The 22,026-nt window shown below is 70.4% G+C and carries 14 protein-coding genes; 11 read left to right on the top strand and 3 right to left on the bottom strand.

All coding sequences use genetic code 11. The annotated features are described in order from the left end of the window. Nucleotides 1-25 precede the first annotated feature (25 nt). The 9 genes from VGX25_RS07805 to VGX25_RS07845 all read left to right on the top strand — a co-directional run bounded on the left by VGX25_RS07805 (nt 26) and on the right by VGX25_RS07845 (nt 14,901). Entirely contained in the window at nt 26-1,081 is a 1,056-nt protein-coding gene (locus VGX25_RS07805; protein ID WP_326916941.1) for a substrate-binding domain-containing protein, read from the top strand. Nucleotides 1,082-1,262: 181 nt separating this feature from the next. Further along, nucleotides 1,263-2,420, top strand: a complete 1,158-nt coding sequence (gene xylA, locus VGX25_RS07810; protein ID WP_326916942.1) for a xylose isomerase — start codon at nt 1,263-1,265, stop codon at nt 2,418-2,420. A 276-nt stretch (nt 2,421-2,696) separates the two neighbouring features. After that, nucleotides 2,697-7,358 (top strand): ThuA domain-containing protein, encoded by a 4,662-nt coding sequence (locus VGX25_RS07815; RefSeq protein ID WP_326916943.1) that lies wholly within the window; start codon nt 2,697-2,699, stop codon nt 7,356-7,358. A gap of 6 nt (nt 7,359-7,364) precedes the next feature. Then, nucleotides 7,365-8,372, top strand: coding sequence for a sugar phosphate isomerase/epimerase family protein (locus VGX25_RS07820; RefSeq protein WP_326916944.1), 1,008 nt, complete (start codon nt 7,365-7,367; stop codon nt 8,370-8,372). Nucleotides 8,373-8,390: 18 nt separating this feature from the next. Beyond that, the gene (locus VGX25_RS07825) at nt 8,391-9,248 is read left to right on the top strand and encodes a sugar phosphate isomerase/epimerase (protein ID WP_326916945.1); all 858 of its coding nucleotides are present in this window, start codon (nt 8,391-8,393) and stop codon (nt 9,246-9,248) included. Nucleotides 9,249-9,336: 88 nt separating this feature from the next. Further along, entirely contained in the window at nt 9,337-10,263 is a 927-nt protein-coding gene (locus tag VGX25_RS07830) for a hypothetical protein (RefSeq protein WP_326916946.1), read from the top strand. Between the two features lie 22 nt (nt 10,264-10,285). Then, nucleotides 10,286-11,059 carry a cyclase family protein gene (locus VGX25_RS07835; RefSeq protein ID WP_326916947.1) on the top strand — a complete coding sequence of 258 codons (774 nt, stop codon included), beginning with the start codon at nt 10,286-10,288 and terminating at the stop codon, nt 11,057-11,059. Beyond that, nucleotides 11,056-12,693 carry a thiamine pyrophosphate-binding protein gene (locus VGX25_RS07840; RefSeq protein ID WP_326916948.1) on the top strand — a complete coding sequence of 546 codons (1,638 nt, stop codon included), beginning with the start codon at nt 11,056-11,058 and terminating at the stop codon, nt 12,691-12,693. The genes VGX25_RS07835 and VGX25_RS07840 overlap by 4 nt, the downstream gene beginning before the upstream one ends. Before the next feature lie 90 nt (nt 12,694-12,783). Next, nucleotides 12,784-14,901: a M14 family zinc carboxypeptidase gene (locus VGX25_RS07845; protein ID WP_326916949.1), complete on the top strand. Its 2,118-nt coding sequence runs from the start codon at nt 12,784-12,786 to the stop codon at nt 14,899-14,901. 120 nt (nt 14,902-15,021) lie between these two features. Here VGX25_RS07845 and VGX25_RS07850 read toward each other — a convergent pair whose 3' ends face one another. Both VGX25_RS07850 and VGX25_RS07855 read right to left on the bottom strand, forming a co-directional pair. Beyond that, a complete protein-coding gene (locus tag VGX25_RS07850) occupies nt 15,022-16,758 on the bottom strand; it encodes a chitinase (protein WP_414635727.1) in 1,737 nt (578 codons plus the stop codon). Between the two features lie 25 nt (nt 16,759-16,783). Further along, nucleotides 16,784-18,625: a cellulose binding domain-containing protein gene (locus tag VGX25_RS07855; protein ID WP_326916950.1), complete on the bottom strand. Its 1,842-nt coding sequence runs from the start codon at nt 18,623-18,625 to the stop codon at nt 16,784-16,786. Between the two features lie 305 nt (nt 18,626-18,930). On the opposite strand from VGX25_RS07855, the gene VGX25_RS07860 reads away from it, so the two are divergent. Together VGX25_RS07860 and VGX25_RS07865 are read left to right on the top strand one after the other, a co-directional pair. Then, nucleotides 18,931-20,421, top strand: coding sequence for a PQQ-dependent sugar dehydrogenase (locus tag VGX25_RS07860; protein ID WP_326916951.1), 1,491 nt, complete (start codon nt 18,931-18,933; stop codon nt 20,419-20,421). Continuing rightward, the gene (locus tag VGX25_RS07865) at nt 20,418-21,392 is read left to right on the top strand and encodes a hypothetical protein (protein ID WP_326916952.1); all 975 of its coding nucleotides are present in this window, start codon (nt 20,418-20,420) and stop codon (nt 21,390-21,392) included. Before VGX25_RS07860 ends, VGX25_RS07865 begins: the two co-directional genes overlap by 4 nt. A gap of 4 nt (nt 21,393-21,396) precedes the next feature. Here the strand turns inward: VGX25_RS07865 and VGX25_RS07870 are convergent, their stop codons facing one another. Next, nucleotides 21,397-22,017, bottom strand: coding sequence for a PKD domain-containing protein (locus VGX25_RS07870; protein ID WP_326916953.1), 621 nt, complete (start codon nt 22,015-22,017; stop codon nt 21,397-21,399). Nucleotides 22,018-22,026 lie beyond the last annotated feature (9 nt).

Genomic DNA, 22,026 nt, shown 5'->3' on the forward strand with positions numbered 1-22,026 from the left:
TTTCGACATTCGCAGGAGCCTTGCCATGTCAGAACACCCGTCCCTGGCCCGCCGCCGCTTCCTGCTCGGCACGACCGCGCTCGGCGCCGGATCGCTGCTTGCGGGCTGCACGTCCAACGAGCCGGCCAACTCCGCCCCCGACAACAACGCGGCCGCCCAGGGCGCGAACAGCCAGCCCGGCCAGCGGGTCACCATCGGCTTCTCCGGGCCGGCGGGCGACCACGGCTGGATCGCCGCCATCACCAAGAACGCCCGCGCGCAGGCCGAGAAGTTCTCCGACGTGACGCTCAACGCCGTCGAGGGCACCAACGACCCCAACGTGCAGATCTCGCACGTCGAGTCGCTGATCAACGCCAAGGTGAACGTGCTGGTGATCCTTCCGTTCGACGGCAAGGCGTTGACCGCCGTCGCGCAGGAGGCGATGGATGCCGGGGTCCCGGTGGTGAACCTGGACCGGATCTTCGACACGCCGCTGGCGTACCGGACCTGGATCGGCGGCGACAACTACCGGATGGGCGTCAACGCGGGCAACTACATCGCCTCGGAGATGAAGAAGCGCAACGTCTCCAACCCGATCATCGGCGAGATCGCCGGCATCGACTCGCTGCCGCTGACCCAGGAGCGCAGCAAGGGATTCCGGGATGCGTTGACCAAGAACGGGTTCACCGTCGGGCCGCGGGTCGCCGCCTCCTTCACCGCGGAGACCGGCGAGCAGGTGACCGCCAACCTCCTGCAGTCGGTGCCCAAGTTCGACGCGCTGTGGAACCACGACGACGACCAGGGGATCGGCGTGATGGCCGCGATCGAGTCCGCTCGCCGCAACGAGTTCCTCATGGTCGGGGGCGCGGGCTCGAAGAACATGATGAACCTGATCAAGGCCGACAGCGGGCCGCTGAAGGCGACCGTGCTCTACAGCCCGTCCATGGCGTCGTCGGCGATCCAGCTCGCCCGGCTCCTCGGCCAGAACAAGGGCATGGGCGACCTGGCCGAGCACGAGATTCCGGCGGAGATCACCACCTACTCGGCGGTGGTGACCAAGGAGAACGTGGACTCCTACATGGATGTGGGGTTCGACTCCTGACGCGTGTGACAATCCGTCAGGCTGAGGAGCGCGGTGTCACACAGTGTTGAGTCAATGTGAGGGCGAGGCTGGATGCACTACTTGCCGTTGCCGGCCGCCGATCGGTGGTCACCGACCCCTCGGCGGGCCGTCGGCCCGGCCTCGGCGCCGGTAAGCCCTCACAGATTCGGGAAGGAAGACGATGAACGACTACGTGCCCCGTCCGGAGCACAAGTTCAGCTTCGGGCTGTGGACGGTGGGCTGGCTTGGCGTCGACCCCTTCGGGGTGGCCACGCGTGAGCCACTCGACCCGGCCCACACCGTCGAGCGGCTGGCCGATCTCGGCGCGTGGGGCGTCAGCTTCCACGACGATGACCTGATCCCGTTCGGGGCGCCCGACTCCGAGCGCTCCGCGCGGATCGCCGCGTTCCGCAAGGCGTTGGACGCGACCGGGCTGGTGGTGCCGATGGCCACCACCAACCTGTTCACCCATCCGGTGTTCAAGGACGGCGCGTTCACCGCCAACGACCGGGACATCCGCCGGTTCGCGCTGCGCAAGGTGTTGCGCAACCTGGACCTGGCGGCCGAGCTCGGCGCGAAGACCTATGTGCTGTGGGGCGGCCGGGAGGGCTCGGAGTCCCCGGTGGCCAAGGATGTCCGGGCCGCGCTGGACCGCTACGCCGAGGCGCTCAACGTGCTGTGCGCGTACGTCCGGGAGCGCGGCTACGACATCCGGTTCGCGCTGGAGCCCAAGCCGAACGAGCCGCGGGGGGACATCCTGCTGCCCACGATCGGCCACGCCCTTGCGTTCATCGACGAGCTGGACGACTCGGAGATCGTCGGGTTGAACCCGGAGGTCGGGCACGAGCAGATGGCCGGGCTGTCGGTGGTGCACGGGTACGCGCAGGCCCTGTGGCACGGCAAGCTGTTCCATCTCGACCTCAATGGACAGACCGGCCCGCGTTACGACCAGGACTTCCGGTTCGGCAACGGCGACGTCAAGAGCGCCTTCCTGCTGGTGGACCTGTTGGAGGGCGCGGGATACGACGGCGCGCGGCACTTCGACTTCAAGCCGGCCCGCACCGAGGACGAGGACGGGGTGTGGGCGGCGGCCGCCGCCTGCATGCGCAACTACCTGATCTTCAAGGAGCGGGCGGCCGCGTTCCGGGCCGACCCTGAGGTGGCCGAGGCGCTCGCCGCGACCAAGGTGGCCGAGCTGTCCGAGCCGACGCTCGCACCGGGCGAGAGCCTGACCGCGCTGCGTTCCGAGGACTTCGACGTCGAGACCGCGGCGAAGCGGGGCAAGGGCGTCGAGCGGCTCGACCAGCTCGCCCTCGAGCACCTGTTCGGAGCCCGTTAGCCGAAAAGGGGCGACGCCGCCGGCCCGCGCGAACGTGTCAGGCGGCGTCGCACACACGAAAAGGGAGGTTCCCTTCCGCGGTCCCCAGCGCCCTGCAGCCGGGATCCGAGTGGCGTCGGCCGGCGGCAGGACCGTGAGAACAAGGAGAAAGTACCAGTGCACAGTGGGTCTGAAGCAACTGATCGCGCGGCTCCCAAGGTGACCACCGAGCGCGCCCCGTGCCGAAAGCACGCTGTTGCGGTGGCGGGGCGCCGTCCGAGTGCGACGCGGCGGCTCATGTCTCGCGCCCTGCCGGCGCAACCGCGTAGCGCGCAGAATCGCGACAAACACGGTCCGAAGAGAACCCGAAACCACACGACGACGGAATTCCGCACTCCGGCCAGGCTCGGCGTCGCGGCACTGGCCGTCCTGACCGGCCTATCGCTCGGCACCGGTGCGTCGGCCACCCCGGCCGCCGCGGCCCAGCCCGCCCTTCCCGATGACCCGACGATCCTGGTGTTCTCCAAGACGGCCGGGTTCCGGCACGACTCCATTCCGGCCGGGATCGCCGCCATCACCGAGCTCGGCGCGCAGAACGGCTTCCAGGTCGAGGCGACCGAGGACGCCGCGGCGTTCACCGACGCCAACCTGGACCGGTTCGCCGCGGTCGTGTGGCTGTCCACCACCGGCGACGTGCTCAACGCCGAGCAGCAGGCGGCCTTCGAGCGCTACATCGACTCCGGCGGCGGCTACGCCGGCGTGCACTCCGCGGCCGACACCGAGTACGACTGGCCCTGGTACGGGCGGCTGGTCGGGGCGTACTTCCAGAACCACCCGCAGATCCAGCCGGCCACCATTCGCGTCACCGATCACGAGCACCCGTCCACCGCCGGGCTGCCGGACCCTTGGCAGCGCACCGACGAGTGGTACAACTACCGGACCAACCCGCGCTCCCAGGTGAAGGTGCTGGCCACGCTGGACGAGTCCAGCTACGACCCGGGCTCGGGGGCGATGGGTCCGGACCACCCGATCGCCTGGTGCCACCCGAACGGCACCGGCCGGTCCTGGTACACCGGCCTCGGCCACACCATCGAGTCCTATAGCGAGCCGTTGTTCCGCGCGCACCTGCTCGGCGGCATCCGGTACGCGGCCGGCCTGGCCGACGGCGACTGCACGCCGGAAAGCGGAGGGGCCCCGGTCGATTCGGATTTTGACCAGATCACCCTGGCGAAGGGTGAAGAGGTCACCGGGGAGCCGATCGCGCTCGCGGTGCTACCGGACAGACGGGTGCTGCACACCGGGCGCGACGGCGAGGTCTGGCTGACCACGCCGGCCGCGACCACCACGCTGGCCGCCCGGATCCCGGTGTACAACCACGACGAGGACGGGTTGCAGGGCATCGCGATCGACCCGAACTTCGCCACCAACCGGTGGGTCTACCTGTACTACGCGCCGCCGCTGGACACCCCGGCCGGCAACGCGCCGGAGAACGGCACCGCGGCGGACTTCGCGCCGTTCGACGGGCACAACCAGCTGTCCCGGTTCCGGCTCACCGACGAGGGCACCCTGGACCTGGCCAGCGAGCAGCGCATCCTGCAGGTGCCGGCCAGCCGCGGCATCTGCTGCCACGCCGGCGGGGAGATCGACTTCGACGCCGCCGGCAACCTCTGGCTGTCCACAGGGGACGACACGAACCCGTTCCAGTCCGACGGTTTCGCGCCGATCGACGAGCGGCCCACCCGCAACCCGGCGTTCGACGCGCAGCGTTCGGCGGCCAACACCAACGACCTGCGCGGCAAGCTGATCCGCATCACGGTGCAGGAGGACGGCAGCTACACGATCCCGGCCGGCAACCTGTTCCCGCCGGGCACCGAGCGGACCCGCCCGGAGATCTACGCGATGGGCTTCCGCAACCCGTTCCGGTTCGCCGTCGACCGGGAGACCGGCTGGGTCTACCTCGGCGACTACGGACCGGACGCCGGCGCGGCGGATCCGGCCCGCGGCCCCGGCGGCCAGGTCGAGTTCAACCTGATCAAGCAGCCGGGCAACTACGGATGGCCGTACTGCCACGGCGACAACGACGCCTACATCGACTACGACTTCGGCACCGGGGCGTCGGGCTCGGCGTTCAACTGCGCGGCGCCGCGCAACGAGAGCCCGAACAACACCGGCCTGGTCGACCTGCCGCCAGTACAGCCGGCGTGGATCGCCTACGACGGCGGGTCGGTTCCCGAGTTCGGCACCGGCAGCGAATCGCCGATGGGCGGCCCGGTGTACCGCTTCGACCAGGACAACCCGTCGATCACCAAGTTCCCGGAGTACTTCGACGGCAAGTTCTTCGCCTACGAGTGGGGCCGGGGCTGGATCAAGGAGATCGCGGTCGGGCCGAACGGGGAACGCGGCGACATCAAGCCGTTCTTCGACTCGATGGACCTGCAGCGGCCGATGAACATCGAGTTCGGCCCGGACGGCTCGCTGTACGTGCTGGACTACGGCAGCGGCCCGTTCTTCTCCGGGGCGCCGGACTCGGCGGTGTACCGGATCGACTTCACAAGGGGCCACCGCACCCCGGTGGTCGCCATGGCGGCCGACCGCACCTCCGGCCCCGCGCCGCTGACCGTCCACTTCGACCCGGCCGGCACGCACGATCCGGACAACCAGGAGCTGACCTACGCCTGGGACTTCGACGGCGACGGCACCGTTGACTCCACAGTGGAGGGTCCGGTCGAGTTCACCTACTCGGCGGTCGGCCAGTACCACGCGCGGCTGGAGGTCACCGACTCCACCGGGCTGGTCGGCGTGCGCAGCCTGGTGATCACCGCCGGCAACACCGCGCCGACGGTGACCCTGGAGTTCCCGCTGGACGGCGGGTTCTTCGGGTTCGGCGACACCGTGCCGTTCCGGGTGTCGGTCACCGACCCGGAGGACGCGCAGATCGACTGCTCCCGGGTCACAGTCGCCTACCGGCTCGGCCACGACGAGCACAGCCACCCGATCAGCGACGCCACCGGCTGTGTCGGGGAGATCGCCACGCCGGGCGACGGCGGGCACGGCGAGGACACCAACCTGTACGGCGGGATCACCGCCAGCTACACCGACAACGGCGCTCCCGGCGTGCCCGAGCTGACCGGAACCGATGGCGCGGTGCTGCAGCCCAAGGTGAAGCAGGCCGAGTTCTTCAACGAGGCCAACGGGATCCAGATCGTCTCGCACGACGGGGCCAGCGGCGGCCGGCGGGTCGGCTTCATCGACAACAACGACTGGATCAAGTTCGATCCGGTGAACCTGACCGGGGTCACCGGGATCGGCTACCGGGTGTCCTCCGGTGGCGCCGGCGGCACGATCGAGGTGCGGCACGGCGCCGTGGACGGTCCGCTGGTGCAGACCGTGGCCGTGGCCAACACCGGCGGCTGGGACAACTACGTCGACCTGCCGGTCACCCCGATCACCAACCCCGGCGGCACCGCGCCGCTGTACCTGGTGTTCAAGGGAACCGGCAGCGGCGGACTGTTCGATGTGGACGTTCTGCGGGTGGAGGGCCGCGGCATGGCCGACCCCGGGCTCGGCTGCGCGGCGACCCCGCCCGAGGCCGGCTACCGCAGCCTCTACGACGGCTCCGGGGCCAGCCTGGCGCAGTGGCGGCAGGCCGGACCGGGCCGGTTCGTGCCGCAGGCCGACTGCACGATCCTGTCCACCGGCGGGCTCGGGCTGTTCTGGTTCAACGAGGAGTTCAACGCCTACAGCCTGAAGCTGGACTGGAAGGTCGCCGGGGACGACAACTCCGGCGTGTTCGTCGGGTTCCCCGATCCCGGCAATGATCCGTGGGTTGCGGTCAACCAGGGTTACGAGGTGCAGATCGACGCCACCGACGCCCCGGACCGGACGACCGGCGCGATCTACTCGTTCCAGTCGGCCGACCTGGCCGCTAGGGACGCGGCGCTGCACCCGCCGGGCCAGTGGAACGGGTACGAGATCGTGGTGCGCGGTCAGACGATCAAGGTGTTCCTCAACGGCGTGCTGATCAACGACTTCGTCAGCACCGACCCGGCCCGCGACCTCACCCAGGGGTTCGTCGGGATCCAGAACCACGGCGAGGGCGACGACGTCTACTACCGCAACATCCAGATCAAGGAGCTGGACGTCACCGCGCCGGTCACCGTGGCCCGGTTCGCCGATCCCGGCCCGGCCGGCTGGCACCCCGGGCAGGTTCCGGTGGAGCTGACCGCGACCGACGTCGGCGACGGCGTCGACCGGATCGAGTACAGCCTCGACGGCGGCGCCTGGACCACCTATACCGGCGTGATCACGGTGACCGGCGACGGCGAGCACACGCTGCTGTACAGAGCAATAGACAGGGCCGGCAATGTCGAGCCGGACAAGGCGGCCACCATCAAGATCGACGCCACCCGGCCGACGCTGCTGGTGGCGGGGGTGGCCAACGGCCGGGTGTACGGCGACGCCACCGATCTGGTGATTTCCTGGCAGGCCGAGGACGCCACCTCCGGTCTGTCCTCAGTGGCCGGGACGCTCAACGGCGCGGCGATCTCCTCCGGCCAGGTGGTCCCGCTGCACCAGCTGCCGCTTGGCTTCCAGGCGCTGCTGGTGACCGCGACCGACCGCGCCGGCAACCGCACCGAGCAGTCGGTCACGTTCGCCACGACCACGTCGATGCGCGACATCGATCAGTTGCTCGACCGGTTCCGGGCCAGCAACCGGCTGTCCCTTTCGGCCCACGTCGCGCTGTCCGCCCAGCTGGCCAAGGCCCGAAAGGCCGAGGCGGCCGGCAACGACGTGCGCGCCGTGCGGGAGCTGCGCCGGTTCACCGAGCTCGTCAACGAGCCCGGCCGGGTGCCCGATGCCGGCGTCCGCTCCGTTCTCGACCGCGACGCCCGCGCCGTGATCGACTCCATTGAAGGGGTGGCGATGCTGCCCGAAGCCAGCTCTTCCGGAAGGAGCTAAGAACCGATGAGCCGACCGATCACCCTGTTCACCGGCCAGTGGGCGGACCTGCCGTTCGAGGAGGTGTGCAAGCTGGCCGCCCAGTGGGGCTACGACGGGCTGGAGATCGCGTGCTGGGGCGATCACTTCGAGGTGGACCGGGCGCTGGCCGACGACGACTACGTGCCGGCCAAGCTCGCCATGCTCGAGTCCCACGGCCTTCGGGTCTGGACGATCTCCAATCACCTTGTCGGACAAGCGGTGTGCGACGATCCGATCGACGACCGGCACCGCGCGATCCTGCCCGAGCGGATCTGGGCCGACGGTGATCCCGAGGGCGTGCGGCAGCGGGCGGCGGCCGAGATGGCCGACACCGCACGGGCCGCCCGCAAGCTCGGGGTGGACACGGTGGTCGGGTTCACCGGCTCGAAGATCTGGAAGTACGTGGCCATGTTCCCGCCGGTGTCGGCCGAGGTGATCGCCGACGGGTACGCCGACTTCGCGCGGCGCTGGAACCCCATCCTCGACGTGTTCGACGAGGTGGGTGTCCGGTTCGCGCACGAGGTGCACCCGTCGGAGATCGCCTACGACTACTGGACGACCGTGAAGACGCTGGAGGCGATCGGCCACCGGCCGGCGTTCGGGCTGAACTGGGACCCGTCGCACATGGTCTGGCAGGACCTCGATCCGGTCGCGTTCATCCTCGACTTCGCCGACCGCATCTACCACGTCGACTGCAAGGACACCAAGAAGCGCTTCGACGGGCGCAACGGCCGGCTCGGCTCGCACCTGCCGTGGGCGGATGCCCGGCGGGGCTGGGACTTCGTGTCCACCGGGCACGGGGACGTGCCATGGGAGGCGGCGTTCCGGGCGCTCAACTCGATCGGCTACACCGGGCCGATCTCCGTGGAGTGGGAGGACGCCGGGATGGATCGCCTCCGCGGCGCGGAAGAGGCGGTCGGGTTCGTCCGCAACCTGGCCTTCGACGCGCCGGCCGCCGCGTTCGACGCGGCGTTCTCCTCCGACAAGTCCTGAACAGCGGAAGGGGCTCTCATGACCGACTCACTGTCGAGAAGGTCCATCCTGCGCGGCGCGGCCGGCGCCGCCATCCTGGCCGGTGCCGTGGGGATGACACCGGCCGGCGCGGAACCGTCCACAGAGGACTTCCGGCGGCGGTTCCGGGTGCCGAAGGAGAAGATCAGCATTCAGCTGTGGACCCTCCGGCGCATCCTGGCCACCGACCTGGAGGGCACCCTCGAGGCGCTGGCCGACATCGGCTACCGCAAGGTGGAGCTGGCCGGCCTGCACGGCCGGACCGCCGCGGAGTTCCGGGCGATCCTTGACCGCGTCGGGATCAGGGCGACGTCCACCCACGTCAGCATCGACGGCGACATCGACCAGCTCATCGCCGACGCCCGGACGCTGGGCCACAAGTACGTCGTCCACCCGTTCGCCCAGTTCGCCACGATCGCCGAGTGGCAGGCGTTCGTCGAGCGGCTGGAGCGGGCCGGCGCGGCGTTCCGGCGGGCCGGGTTCCAGTTCGGATACCACAACCACGCGCACGAGTTCACCCCGATCGACGGCGTCCGGCCGTGGGACCTGATCACCCGCGGCACCACCCGCAAGAACGTGCACCTGGAGGTGGACCTGTACTGGGCGGTCACCGGCGGGGCCGACCCGATCCGGCTGTTCTGGGAGAACTTCGGCCGGGTCAAGCAGTATCACGTCAAGGACCGCGCCCCGGACGGCAGCTTCGCCGACCCCGGCACCGGGACCATCGACTTCCCGCGGATCTTCCGCGCCAACCACGTGCAGGAGGTCGACGAGTACATCGTCGAAAACGACGAGCCGGCCGACGCGTTGGTCACCGCGGAGATCGGCTACGAGTACCTGAGGAACCTCAGGTTCTAGGGCCAACCCCGGCAGGGGTCGTGAGTCTTTTCGTCATAGCCCCGGAAAAGACTCACGACACCCTCGGGGAGGGGGTAGCCTGCCGTCCGTGAGCAAGAACGGCGTGCTGCGCCTGCTGTTCTCCATCGTGATGATGCTGGCCGGGGCGGTGCTCGTGCTGATCGCGGGCGCGGGCAAGATCGGCGCCCTTGTGAACGGGCTCGGCCTGTCGCTGATCGTGGCCGGCGTCGTCGCCGCCTTCCGGGAACTGGTCATCGTTCGGTTCGAGGCGGGTGAGACCACCGACGCGATCGCCACCAAGTTGCACCAGCGCATGTTCGCCGAGCGCGGCAGCGGCGTCCGGCTCGTGTCCCCGGTTCGGCGCGGCTACAACGGGTACTACCGCTGGACCACGACGAACGAACCCTGCGCCCTGTTCTTCGCCGGCCGCTCCGTGCTGCACCGGATGCGCGCCGACTTCCGGGACCGCACCATGTATCCGGTCGAGGAGGTGCTGCTCGCCAAGCTGCAACAGGGCTCCACCATCCGGATCCTGTTCCTCGATCCCAGATCCGACCTCATTCCCCGGCTTGCCCATGAAGAAGGGCAGACCGAGGAGAGCATGCTTTCCGACCTGGCGGTCTCACTGGGTATCTGCCACCGGCTGTACGAATTGATCAACAGCGAGAAATCCTTGCCGGCCAGGGCACAACTGCACATCCGCGTGTACGACGAGGTGCCGCACTTCGCCTACCACCGGGAAGACGACGACGTGGTGATCGGATTCTATTTCCTCACGCTGCTGGGGTCGGCGTCGGCGGCGTTCGAGGTGATCGACACCCAGACCAAGCAGTTCTTCGAGGAGCATTTCGCGGGGATCTTCGCCAGGGCCGCGGGCACCGGGCGGATCCTCGAGCTGTCGCCGCACCAGACCGCTCCCCGCTTCGACGCCGCGCTGTACGACGAGCTTCGGAACACCCTGACCAAGGCCCTCGGCCAGCAACGGTGCGAACGGCTGCTGGCCGGGCACGGTTGACCCGGGTGGGTACGCTGCCGCCATGGCCCTGTTGCAGGACGTGCTCGGTGCGATACGGGCGAACCGCATCGAGATCGTCGACCTGACCGCACCGCTTTCGGCGAGCACCCCGGTGCTGCGGCTGCCCGAGCCGTTCGCCAACACGATTCCGTTCCAGCTGGAGGAGATCAGCCGGTACGACGAGCGCGGCCCGTTCTGGTACTGGAACAACATCCATACCGGCGAGCACACCGGCACCCACCTCGACGCGCCGCGGCACTGGGCGTCCGGGCAGGACGGTCCGGACGTCGCCGAGCTGCCGCTGGGCATGCTGGTGGCGCCGGCCGTCGTGCTGGACGCCTCCGACCGGGTGGCCGAGAACCCGGACTTCCTGCTGCAGATCGAGGACGTGCGGACCTGGGAGAAGGCCAACGGGGCGCTGCCCGACGGCGGGTGGCTGCTCTACCGCACCGGCTGGGACGAGCGGTCCGGCGACGCGGAGCGGTTCCTCAACGCCGACGACTCCGGCTCGCACACGCCGGGTGTGTCCGCCGAGTGCGCGCGCTGGCTGGCCGAGGACACGCCGATTGTCGGGCTCGGCGTGGAGACGGTCGGCACCGACGCCGGCGGCGCGGGCGGGCTCACCCCGCCCTTTCCGTGCCACCATTACTTTCTCGGCGCCGGCAAATGCGGGCTGACCCAGCTGCAGAACCTGTCCCGGCTGCCGACCACCGGCGTGGTGCTGGTCGTGTCGCCGCTGCCGATCGTCGGTGGTTCGGGCAGCCCGGCCCGGGTATTGGCGTTGGTAGAGCGGTGAACGTCGCCGAGTTCGTCGGGCGCACGCTGGGCAAGCTCGGGGTCGCGCGTGCCTTCGGTGTGGTCGGCAGCGGCAACTTCGAGATGACCAACGCGTTGCGCGCGGAGGGGGTGGAGTTCGTCGCCGCCCGGCACGAGTGCGGCGCGGCGACCATGGCCGACGCCTACTCCCGGATGAGCGGCCGGCTCGGGGTGGTCTCCACGCACCAGGGCCCCGGCCTGACCAACGCGCTGACCGGGATCGCCGAGGCCGCCAAGAGCCGCACCCCGTTGCTGGTGCTGACCGGCGACACCGCGGCCGCGGCGATCCGGTCCAACTTTCGGATCGCCCAGGATGCCGCGGTGTCCGCGGTCGGCGCGGTGGCCGAGCGGGTGTACTCGGCGGAGACGGCCGAGGCCGACACCATGCGCGCCGTGCGCACGGTCATGTTCGAGCGCCGCACGGTGGTGCTGAACCTGCCGCTGGACGTCCAGCGCCAGCCCGCCCCCACCGTCTCGCACGGAATTGTGCCGAAACCGTATGCCAGTCAGGCGATTCGGCCCGGCCCGTCGGATGTCAAGGGGCTCGCCGAGTTCATCGCTACGGCCGAGCGCCCGGTGTTCCTCGCGGGTCGCGGCGCCCGCAACGCCGGGCCGGAGCTGCGTGAACTGGCCGCGGCCGCCGGGGCTCTGCTGGCCACCTCGGCTGTCGCGAATGGACTGTTCAGCGGGGATCCGTGGTCGCTCGGCATCTCCGGCGGGTTCGCCTCCCCGCTCGCCGCGGAGCTCATCTCCAACGCCGACATGCTGGTCGCATGGGGCTGCTCGCTGAACATGTGGACCACCAGGCACGGCAAGCTGATCAACCCGCGCACCCTCGTCGCGCAAGTCGACCTGGACGCGTCGGCGCTGGGCGCGCACCGCGTCGTGCCCATCGGGGTGGTCGGCGACGTCGCGCAGACCGCCCGGGACGTGCTCGCCGAGCTGGAACCCCGGACCGGGTACCGCACCGAGGCCGTCCGCGCCCGGATCGCCGAATCGGTGCGGTGGCGCGACGTTCCGTTCGAGGAGGCCTCGACGGCGGAGCGGATCGACCCGCGCCGGCTCAGCATCCTGCTGGACGATCTGCTTCCCACGCAACGGATCGTGGCCGTCGACTCGGGCAACTTCATGGGCTACCCGAGCGCCTACCTGTCCGTCCCCGACGAGCGCGGCTTCTGCTTCACCCAGGCGTTCCAGTCGATCGGCCTCGGCCTGGCCACCGCCATCGGCGCCGCCCTTGCCCAACCCGACCGCCTCCCGGTCGCCGCCCTCGGCGACGGCGGCTGCCTGATGAGCATCGCCGAGCTCGACACCGCCGTCCGCCTCGGCCTACCCCTGGTCATCGTGGTCTACAACGACGAGGCCTACGGCGCCGAGGTGCACCACTTCGGCCCCGACGGTGCCGACCTGACCACCGTCCAGTTCCCGGAGACCGACATCGCCGCCATCGCCCGCGGCTTCGGTTGCAACGCCGCCACCATCCGCGCCCCCTCCGACCTCGCCCATCTCACGGACTGGCTGGCCGGTCCGCGCGACCGCCCCCTCCTGCTCGACGCCAAGATCACCAGCGACGGCGGCTCCTGGTGGCTCGCCGAAGCCTTCCGCGGCCACTGACGGTTCAGACCATTGGACCCTTGACTCCCGGCCGCGGCGGAGAAGGGTTGGCAGGGTATCCGACTTCCCTTCCCTGTCCTGGGAGGTGCCATGACTCAGCGACGACGGTGGGTCTCGGTCGCGGCGGTGAGCGTGCTGGTGTGCGTGCTGCCCGGAGTCACAGCGGGGGTGAGCGGCGCCGAGCCCGCCGTGCAGCTCGCGGCCGGTGAGGTCGCGCTGGTCCAGGTTCAGCTGCCGAGCCGGGACATGCTGCTCGACCTGATCGCCGGCGGCGCGGACGTGGCCGCCGTGCCGCGCGGACGCGACGGCGAGGTGCACGCCGATCTGGTGGTCTCCGGCGAGGAGTTGGCCGAGCTGGTCGGGCGCGGCGCCCGGCCGGTGCGGATCGTGCAGCGTGAGGGGGACGGCTCGGCGCGCTACGCCGAGAGCGTGCGGGCCGCCGAGGCGCAGCGCTCGGTCGGGTTGACGTCCGACGGCGTGAGCGTCGCCGCGGTGGACACCCTGCACTTCATGTCCGCGCACTGGTGGGTGTCCGGCGGGCAGACGTTCCTGCAGACCAAGGTGGCCACCTCGGCGGTCGACGACCCGGCCGTGGAGATCACCGTGACCTGGCGCACCGCGGACGGCGCCACCGGTTCGTACCCGTTGCAGCGCATCGAGGACGCGGGGGAGTACCAGTACCACGTCGCGCTGCCGCAACCCGTTCCGGCGACGCCGACGCAGGTGACCGCGGTCTCCAGCCTAGGTGGCAGCGCGCGGCCGGCAACGCCGGCGCCGTGGCCGGGCACGACGCCGCCCGAGCCGCCGGCGGGGTACCAGAAGGACTTCATCGACGCGTATCTGACGCCGCTGGACATCCGGGCCCGGATCAACCGGCTCGCCCGGCAGTACCCGCACCTGGCCGAGCGGATCGACCTGCCGAACCCGACCCAGGGGTACCGGCGCACCGCCGCGGCCTACCTGGGCGACCCGGCGACGGCCGCGATCGTCGTGGAGTCGGTCCGGTTCGGTGATCAGGGCGCCAACGGAATCCAGGTGAGCACGGTGCATCCGGGCGCGCCGAACCGGCCGCTGGACGCGCGGTTCCGCGACCGGGTGCTGACCGTGTCACTGGCGACCGACGCGTCCGGCGCGGCGATCAGCACCACCGATCAGGTCGCGGCGTTCATCGCGGCCCGGTACCCGCAGCGGTTCACCGCGTTCGTCGAGGACGGGTCGGCAGGGATGTTGATGCCGGTGGCCGGTCCGGCACGGCTGGACGACGGGCTGCGCGCGCCGGCGGGGGTGCCGCACCGGCCGTGGACGGTGCAGGCGCTGCGGATCGGCGTGCACCGGGACGGGTCGAGGGTCGGCGTGCTGGCCTACTCGCAGGAGCACGCGCGGGAGTGGGCCACACCGCTGGTGACGATGGAGTTCGCCGAGCGGCTGCTGGCCAACTACGCCACCGACGCCGAGACCAGGGCGCTGCTGGAGGCGGTCGACGTGTTCGTGGTGCCGACGGTGAACCCGGACGGCGCGAACTATTCCTTCTACGACAGCAACTTCCAGCGCAAGAACATGGTCAACCACTGCGCCGGCGCGCTGCGCGACCCCCGGCTGCGCAACTCGTGGGGCGTCGACGTCAACCGCAACTACGAGGTGGGCTCGCTGTTCGACGGGTACTTCGGCGCCAGCACGAGCTGCCTGTCCGGCACCTTCGCCGGCACCGGCGAGCACTCCGAGGCCGAGAGCCGCAACCTCATCGCGCTCGCCGACGCGCACCCGAACATCAAGTTCGGGCTCAACGTGCACAGCTACGGCGGATACTTCATGTGGCCGCCCGGCGCGTACGTCGCGGAAGGCCGGATCACGCTGCCGCGGCCGTCGATCGAGGAGACGGCCCTGTTCCAGACCAGCGCCAAGCGAATCGTCGGCGCGATCGCGTCCGCCCGCGGCACCGTAACCTGGCCGTCGCAGACCGGCCCGGTGTGCGACGTGCTGTACTCGGCGGCCGGCAACTCCGCCGACGAGCTCTACTACGACAACGGCGTCTTCGCCTGGGACTTCGAGGTCGGCAACGACCTGTGGAACCCGGCGGCCCAACGCTGGGAAGGCGTCGGCTTCCAACCCCCGTTCCCCGAAGCGCACGCCGAGTCCCAGGAGTTCGCCGACGGCCTGATCGAACTGGTCCGCGTGGCCCGCGACTACGCGTCGGCCGCACACAACTAGCCGGAAGCAACGTGGCATTCCTCCCTTCTCCTTGGAAAGGAATGCCACACTGCTCGCCGATGAGGCGCTTGCGGCGGGTCGTCGGGGTTGGGCCAAGATCCACGTTTGTGGAGGTCACGCTCATATTCGGCCGGAAACTCCCAAAGTGGTGATCTTTCGCTTCCGTGTGCCCAGGGATGATCGCCGTAGGGAAGGACGGCCGCCGCGCAGGGTGTAGCCGCCGCAACTCTGGCCGCGGGCCAGGCAGTTCAGGGCGGACTGGACGGCGGCGGGCGCGGTGAAGCCGTTGCCGGCGGGGACCGCGGCGGGCACGCCGAACGCGATCTGGTCTTCGCGCAGGCCGGGGAACCGGAGCCCGGTGTTGGCCACCGTGAAGCCGGCTTTGACCATGTCGGTCATCGCGATGTGGAAGTCCGCGCCGCCCATGAAGTGGAACTGGTTGTCCAGGCCCATGACCGGGCCTGAGTTGTAGTCCTGGACGTGTAGCACGGTCAGGTCGGCGCGCATCGCGTGGATCACCGGCAGGTACGAGCCGGTGCGGTTGTCGCCGCCGCCCGCGCCGCCGTAGAACTGGTAGCCGACCTGGACGAAGAACGTCTCGGGGGCCATGGTGAGCACGAACCTGGCGCCGTAGCGGGCTTTCAGCGACCTCAGCGCGGAGATCAGGTTGACGATCACCGGGGTGGTCGGGTTGCGGAAGTCGGTGTCACCGGGGTTGAGGAACAGGGAGTGGCCCTCGAAGTCGATGTCCAGCCCGTCGAGGCCCCACCGGTCGATGATCGCCGACACCGACCGCACGAACGCGTCCCGGGCCGCGGTCGTGGTGAGCTGCACCTGACCGTTCTGCCCGCCGATGGAGATCAGCACCTTCTTGCCCTGCGCCTGCTTGGCGCGGATGGCGGCCAGGAAGTCGGCGTCGCTCTCCACGTTCGGGCACTCCGCCACCGGGCAGCGGTTGAACCGGATGTCGCCGGAGGTGACCGAGGTCGGCTCGCCGAATGCCAGGTTGATGATGTCCCACGCCGGCGGGACGTCCGCCATCCGCAGGTAGCCGGAGCCGTTGGCGAAGCTGGCGTGCAGGTACCCGATCAGCGCGTGCCTTGGCAGCCCGGTGTTGACGCACCCGGTCGTGGTCGCGCTGACCTCCGCGCTGCGCGGCGACTCGCCGGCGCCGTTGAACGCCGCCACCGCGTAGGTGTGCGACGAGCACGCGGTGAGGCCGGTGAGGGTGGCCGACGTGCCGGTCACCGTCGCGCGCACGGTGTTGCCCTCGTACACCCGGTACCCGCTGACGGTTCCGCCGGCCGCGGCCCAGGACAGCGCGATCGAGGTGTTGGTGACGGCGCCGACGGTCGGGTTTCCCGGCGTGCCGGGCGCACCCGGCGTGCCGCCGCCCGGTCCGTCCAGGCTGACGTCGTCGGCGTGGTACGTGCCCTGGCCGTACCAGCCGTGCAGGAACAGCTGGGCGCTGGTCTGGTTGGCGCCGCTGGTGAACGACAGGCTCAGCTGTGTGTAGGCGGTCGCCGACGGGGTCCAGGTCTGCGGGCCGCCGGTGATGCCGAGGTACACGTAGTTGCCGCGGACCCAGGCCGACACGGCGTAGGTCGTGTTCGGCACGACCGGAACCGTCTGCGTGCACTGCGCGGTGTCCGACGAGCTGGCCGCGCCGGCAAGGGCGCCGCTGCCCGAGCGCACCGGGCTGGACACCACCGAGCCGGCCGAGCAGGTCCACCCGGACAGCCCGGACTCGAATCCGGGGTTGGTGAGCAGGTTGGCCGCGGCGGCCGGCGTGGCGCCGGCCAGGGCGGCGGCGATCATCGCCAGGATGGCGACGACCGCGGGCAGGGAGCGCTTCATCGCGGGTCCTCCGAGGGGCCGTGGGTCAGGGCAGGGTGTTGAGGAACGGCCGCACGGTGCGGGCGAAGTTGTTGCCGTTGCTGACATCCCAGTTGATTGACCAGGTCATCGCGCCGCGGATGCCGGGGTATGTGCGCGGCGGCCGGAAGCTGCCGCAGTTGGCGCCGCGGGCCAGGCAGTTCAGCGCGTCGTTGACCAGCGACGGGGCCACGATCCCGCCGCCGGCCGCGCCGGGACCGGCCGGCAGCCCGAGCGCCACCTGGTCCGGCCGCAGCCCGTTCTCCAGCTGGATGCAGGCCAGCGCGGTCATGAAGTTGACCGTGCCCTGGGTGTACGCCTGCGCCTGGTCACAGCCCAGCATCGAGCCGGAGTTGTAGTACTGGGTGTGCACGACCGTGAGGATGTCGCGGATGTTCAGCGCCAGCTGGAAGTACGACCCGCCGGTGGACTGCATGTCGATCGTCTGCGGCGCCATCGTGATGATCAGGTTTGCGCCCACCTGGTTGCGCAGCGAGCGCAGCGCCTGACCCATGAACGTCGGGTTGAGCCCGTTCTCCAGGTCGATGTCCACGCCGTCGAAGCCGAACTGGGCGATCAACGATCGCATGCTGTTGGCGAAGTTCGTCGCGGCGGCGCCGTCGCCGACCGACACGCGCCCGGCCTCGCCACCGACCGACAGGATCACCTTCTTGCCGCGCGCGTGCAGGGTCTGCACGTCGGCCATGAAGTCGGCGTTGGTGTAGCCGCCGAGCGCGGTGGACAGGCCGGGGTCGACGGCGAACGTCACGGCGCCCGGAGTCGCGGTGGCCTCGGCGAAGGCCACCGCCACCACGTCGTACTCCGCCGGCACGTCCCGCAGCCGCAGCTCGACCGCCGGGTTGGTGAAGTTGTGCCAGTACCCGGTGAGGAAGTGCCGGGGGAGCGGCCCGATCGGGCAACCGGTCGTGGTGCCGCTGACCGGCCCGGCCCGTCCCGACTCGCCGGTTCCATTGAACGCCGCCACCGTGTAGCCGTGCGTCGAGCAGCTCGCCAGCCCGCCGATCGTGGCCGAGGTGCCGGTGACGGTGGCCCGCACGGTCGTGCCCTCGTACACCCGGTACCCGCTGACCGTGCCGCTGGATGCGTTCCACGCCAACGAGATGCTCGTGTCGGTCGCTCCGGTGACCCGGAGGTTGCCCGGTGTCCCCGGCGCCCCGGTCCCGCCGCTGGTGGTGCCGGTGACGCCGGCGCTGCGCGGTGACTCGCCGGCGGAGTTGAAGGCGGCCACCGTGTAGGTGTGCGTGCTGCTCGGCGCCAGCCCGGTCACGGTCGCGCTGGTCGTGCTCGACGTCGCCACCGCGGTGTTGCCCTCGTACACCCGGTATCCGCTGACCGTGCCGCTGGACGCGCCCCAGGCCAGCGAGATCGACGACGCGGTCACCCCGGTCACGCTCGGGTTGCCGGGCACCCCCGGCGGCTGCGTGCCGCCCCCGCCGCACGCCTGCCCGTTGACCGTGCAGTTCGCCGGCGCCCCCGGCCCGCTTGCGTTGAATCCGAAGGACACCGACGCTCCGGGCGCCACCGTCCCGTTCCACCCGGCGTTGCTGAAGATGTAGTGGTTCCCGGATCCGCCGCGGACGGCGTCCCAGTGGGTGCCGATCGAGGTGCCGGCCGGCAGGTCGAACTCGACCCGCCAGCTGGTGATCGTCACGGTCCCGCCGTTTCTGATCGTGTACCGGCCCTCCCAGCCGGTGCCCCAGTCCTGGACCTTGGTGAACGTGGCCGTCTCGCCGGCCGCGGAGGCCGTGGGCGCGAGAAGCACGCCGGCGAGGCCGAGCACGAGGGTGAGGACGCCGACCAGCAGGCGGCGCGCAGGGGTACGTCGCATGACAGCCTCCTGGGGTTCGTGCGTCGTCGCACGGGGCAGGGTCAGGAAGACTCTTCATATTGTCTAGACCAATTTCGGCCGCTTGTCTAGTCCAGTGCGCCGAGCTGCCCGCTACGCGGAGCGAGCCCCCGAACTTCCCGACTCGTCCACGTGCGTGGACAGGACGGGCCGGGGTTCCGCTGAGCGGGACGTGACCTGCGGCGTAGGCCGATTGGAGGTTGCCTTCGGTGGCCGGCAGATCGTAGGGTCGGAAACCGCTTTCCGTGGAAAGCGCTTTCCACTCGACCTAGCAGCGGGGTGAGCGGATGTCGACGGCGACATGCATGCGGCGGCTCTTACTGGTGAGCGTTGTTGCGGGAACGGCGATGGCCCTGGTGGCCCCCACGGCCCTGGCCGAGTCGGTCCCGCTCGATGATCCGATCCCCGAGAAACCGACGCCGTCGCACCTGGCGTTGACCCTCGAGGAGTTCGCGCAGTTCCCGCAGACGACGACCACGCCGGAGCCGGTCGATCCACGGCTGGTGCGGCACGCGCGGATCAACTACCTCGGCGAGCTCCCCGACGGGTCGGGGCGGCTGTACGTGCCGGACCTCAACGGCAAGCTGTACCTCGTCCGGAACGGCACGCCGCAGGTGTACCTCGATGTGGGGGCCACCTTCGCACCGGACTTCGTCTCCGGACGCGGGTTGGGCAGCGGTTTCGGCTTCGTGGCGTTCCACCCCCAGTTCGCCCGCAACGGGAAGTTCTACACCGTCCACACGGAATGGGGCGCCGCGCTGACCACCAAGCCGGTGGACCTGACGGCGCAGCCGAACACCCGCTTCCACGGGGTGATCGACGAGTGGACGGCCACCGACCCGCGGGCCGACACGTTCAGCGGCACCCGGCGCGAGGTGCTCCGGCTGGGCTTCGCCGGGCAGATCCACGGCATCCAGCAGATCGACTTCAACCCGACCGCCCGCCCGCACGACCCCGACTACGGGCTGCTCTACATCGCGGCCGGCGACGGCGGTCAGGGCGCGGCCAACGGCAACAACGACCCGCAGAACCTGGCGATACCGCACGGAAAGATCCTGCGAATCGATCCACTCGGGACGAACAGCGGCAACGGGAGGTACGGCATTCCGGCCGGCAACCCGTTCGTGGGCCAACCCGGTGCGCTCGGCGAGATCTACGCGGTCGGGATGCGCGACCCGCACCGGTTCAGCTGGGACACCCGCGCGGGCAACCGGATGCTCCTCGGCCACATCGGCGAGCACGCCATCGAGGCGGTGTACGACGTCCGCGCCGGCGACAACCTCGGCTGGCCGGCACGCGAGGGTCCGTTCGTGTTCAACAAGGCGGATCGCTGCCACCTGTACACGCTGCCGGACGACGACGCGCGGTTCGGCTTCACCTACCCGGTCGCCGCGTTCGACCACGACCCGCCGCCGGGCCACTCGTGCACCTCGGACAGCGGGCACGCGATCGCCGGCGGCTTCGTCTACCGCAACCCCAGGATCCCGGCGCTGTACGGCAAGTACGTGTTCGCCGACCTCGTCGACGGTCGCCTGTTCTACACCAAGGCGTTCCAGATGCGCCGGGGACACGAGCGGGCCACGGTGTACCAGCTGCAGATCCGCGACGCCGCCGGAAACCCGGTGACGATGCAGGACCTGGCCGGCAGCACCCGGGTCGACGTGCGGTTCGGCACGGACCGCCGCGGGGATCTGTACGTCATGGCCAAGGCCAACGGGAAGATCTGGAAGGTGACCGGCGTGAGCTGCGTGGCGCCCAAGGCGGAGGAGGGGCAGTGAGGCGCCGGCTCGCCGCCGCCGCCATCGCGGCGCTCGGCTGCCTGACCATGGCGGCGGTTCCGGCCGCCGCGAACCCGCCGGACCCGGCCGAGCTGGCGCTGCGACACCGCGGGGACGTGTTCCCCACGCTGGCGCGGAACCTGGTGGCGTTCTACGACTTCGAGCACCCGGTCCCCGGAAACCCGGCCCAGGAACGGGATCAGGGCCGATCCGGGACGAACATCAACCTGGTCAACGGCGGCGCCGCGATGCGCGTGCCGGACGGCGCGTACCGGTCGAGCCGGATGTCCATGCAGGGTCGGCAGATCACGCCGACCGCGCCGAGCAACGACGACTGGAAGGCCGGCCTGTACGCCGAGCCCGGCGTGCCCAGCCTCGGCGCGTTCAACGGGGTCCGGGAGATCACGATCATGGGCTGGTTCAAGATGACCGGCCAGAACCCCAGCCCCAACTCGGGTTCGACCAACCCGAACGACTTCTACGGCGCCATCGGGCTGGCCGGCGTGCTCAGCGGCGACTCCAACGGCCACAGCGTGCGCGCGCTGCTGGAGCTGATCCAGGTGGACGGGGTCATGCGGGTGGTGGCGCTCGGCCGGCGCATCGACGGCGCCAGCTCGCAGACCTTCGCCGCCACCGAGGACTGGCAGTCCTTGTTGCCGCAGAACGAATGGGTGTTCCTGGCCGCCACGTTCGACTACGACAAGGGCACGATGGCGCTGTACCGCAACGGCCGCCCGATCGACGGGTTCTACGTGCTGCCAGGGGATCCGTGGGGCGTCAAGGACACCCCTGGCCCGCATTTCAGCTCGCCGACCGACCCGCGCGGCATCAAGATCGCCGGGAGCTTCCCGCAGAACAACCGCGAGGGCAACCCGTGCAACTGCCGGTTCGACGGCCTGATGTTCCTCGACCGCGCGGTGCAGCCGTGGGAGGTGTTCGGCCAGTACGTCCTGGCCAAGCACCATCCCTGAGCGGTCATCCGCCGCGCGGCACCGTCACCTCGCGGGTGGCCCGGCTGACCGTGCCGGAGTTGTCCATGACCAGCAGCGTCACGGTGTAGGTGCCGGGCGCCGCGTAGGTGTGGGAGGTGCGCGACCTGTCCGAGCCCTCGTCGCCGCTGTCGTCGCCGAATGCCCAGGCGTAGTAAATGATCCGGCCGTCCGGGTCGTGCGCGCCGGTGGCGTCGAACGTGCAGGACAGGCCGTTGGGTGGGCAGGTGGGGGTGAACCGCGCCACCGGTGGCTGCGGCCGTGGCGGGGGAGGAGGCGGCGGGGGCGGGGCCGGCTCGGTGGTCGTGGTGGTCGTCGTGGTCGGCCTCGGCCGGGTGGTCGTGGTGGTGGATTGGCCCGTGGTGGTCGAGGCCGCCGCTGCCTCGGTGCCGGGGGACGTGGGCACCGGGATGACCGGGCCGGTGCGACTCGTCGTGCCGGACGTGCTGACCGGACCCGGGATGACCGGTAGGGGCTGCGCCTGCTCGGCGGGGTTCGACGCCAGCGTGGCGACCGCGGCGAACACCGTGGCCACCACGATGCCCGCGACGCCGAGGACCGCATAGGGCGCCCGCGAGAGGCCCGGACCTTCCTCGGTCGGTATCACGCGGCGCAC

Source organism: Actinophytocola sp., assembly GCF_035942955.1.
Classification (GTDB): domain Bacteria; phylum Actinomycetota; class Actinomycetes; order Mycobacteriales; family Pseudonocardiaceae; genus DASYTH01.

Coding starts and splice junctions, on each gene's coding strand:
- VGX25_RS07805 (WP_326916941.1), top strand. CDS start 26: ATGTCAGAACACCCGTCCCTGGCCCGCCGCCGCTTCCTGCTCGGCACG.
- VGX25_RS07850 (WP_414635727.1), bottom strand. CDS start 16,758: ATGAAGCGCTCCCTGCCCGCGGTCGTCGCCATCCTGGCGATGATCGCC.
- VGX25_RS07845 (WP_326916949.1), top strand. CDS start 12,784: ATGACTCAGCGACGACGGTGGGTCTCGGTCGCGGCGGTGAGCGTGCTG.
- VGX25_RS07820 (WP_326916944.1), top strand. CDS start 7,365: ATGAGCCGACCGATCACCCTGTTCACCGGCCAGTGGGCGGACCTGCCG.
- VGX25_RS07855 (WP_326916950.1), bottom strand. CDS start 18,625: ATGCGACGTACCCCTGCGCGCCGCCTGCTGGTCGGCGTCCTCACCCTC.
- VGX25_RS07825 (WP_326916945.1), top strand. CDS start 8,391: ATGACCGACTCACTGTCGAGAAGGTCCATCCTGCGCGGCGCGGCCGGC.
- VGX25_RS07860 (WP_326916951.1), top strand. CDS start 18,931: ATGTCGACGGCGACATGCATGCGGCGGCTCTTACTGGTGAGCGTTGTT.
- xylA (WP_326916942.1), top strand. CDS start 1,263: ATGAACGACTACGTGCCCCGTCCGGAGCACAAGTTCAGCTTCGGGCTG.
- VGX25_RS07815 (WP_326916943.1), top strand. CDS start 2,697: ATGTCTCGCGCCCTGCCGGCGCAACCGCGTAGCGCGCAGAATCGCGAC.
- VGX25_RS07835 (WP_326916947.1), top strand. CDS start 10,286: ATGGCCCTGTTGCAGGACGTGCTCGGTGCGATACGGGCGAACCGCATC.